This is a genomic window from Bartonella sp. MR168JLCBS (assembly GCF_042194175.1).
Genome location: NZ_JBHIMP010000144.1, coordinates 1 through 1,098, shown reverse-complemented (window position 1 = coordinate 1,098; position 1,098 = coordinate 1). Strand labels below are relative to the sequence as shown.

1 protein-coding gene is annotated in these 1,098 nt (G+C 37.7%); it reads right to left on the bottom strand.

Going from position 1 to position 1,098, the window contains the following annotated elements:
* Positions 1-93: 93 nt before the first annotated feature.
* Positions 94-999 carry a metal ABC transporter permease gene (locus tag ACFIK8_RS09885; protein ID WP_014923631.1) on the bottom strand — a complete coding sequence of 302 codons (906 nt, stop codon included), beginning with the start codon at positions 997-999 and terminating at the stop codon, positions 94-96.
* Between the last annotated feature and the right edge of the window lie 99 nt (positions 1,000-1,098).

Sequence of the window (1,098 nt, the reverse complement as noted above, 5' to 3'; positions counted from 1 at the left end):
GGAAAATAACCTAGCGCCTCGTCTTCTACTTAAAACAAACATGAGAGACAATACACAAAAATGCATGGCTGATATGCATAACTTTTGGCGTGCTCAAATTTCATGAACGGTAATTCGACGCAAGAAAACCGACATAAAAATGGTTACAAAGATCAGTGTTAAAATCAATACAATCGTGGAAGCAGAATCAGAGCCAATAAATAAACTTAGATAAACACCTAAAAAACCAGAAAAAGCAGCAATAAGTATAGCGATTATCAACATAAGAGAAAACCGCTTTGTGATAAGATAAGCTATTGCTCCCGGCGCTATCAATAAAGAAATAACGAGAACAATTCCAACAGCTTTCAAAGCCGCAACAATAGTGAGAGAAATCATTGCTAAAAGGGTATAGTGGAGTACCGATATTCGTAATCCCATTGCACGACCTTGAACTGAATCAAAAATGTATAGCATAAAATCGCGCCATTTCGCTCCTAAAATAAAGGTGACAACAGCAGAAATTATCGCCGTCTGCGTAATATCAAGCCAATTAACACCCAAAAGATTACCAAATAAAATGTGATTCAAATCTAAGCTACTATAAATAGAGGTTGCTAAAACCAGCCCCAAACCAAACATAGATGAAAAAACAACGCCCATCACCGTATCCTGTTTAATACGGCTATTGCTTCCTAAAAAACCTGTTGCGAGTGCACAAATCATACCCGCAACAAAAGCACCACAAGTAATCAAAGTCATTGTAACATTAGCCGGATGCACATGCTGAAACCAAGCAAATGGCAAAGAAGTCAAAAATGTTATCACCCACGGCGTTGTCATATAACCAAAAACGACACCAGGAAAAACCGCATGGGAAATTGCATCACCTAAAAGTGCCCATCCTTTCAAAATAAGAAAACAAGAAAGCATCGCCATTGGAACAGAAAGGATTATGACAATAAACATGCCCTTAAGCATAAAAGAAAACTGAAAAGGAAGGAGTAATTGATCAATCATGATATCACTACACCTCTTTTTGCCGCATTGATAGGTAATCGCGCAGCAATATAACGGTGTTTAGGAGCAAAAAGAAAAGCTAAAAGAAACAGAACAGGT

Bases quoted from the DNA above. Each gene is read 5' to 3' on its own strand.
- ACFIK8_RS09885 (WP_014923631.1), bottom strand. From the start codon at position 999: ATGATTGATCAATTACTCCTTCCTTTTCAGTTTTCTTTTATGCTTAAG.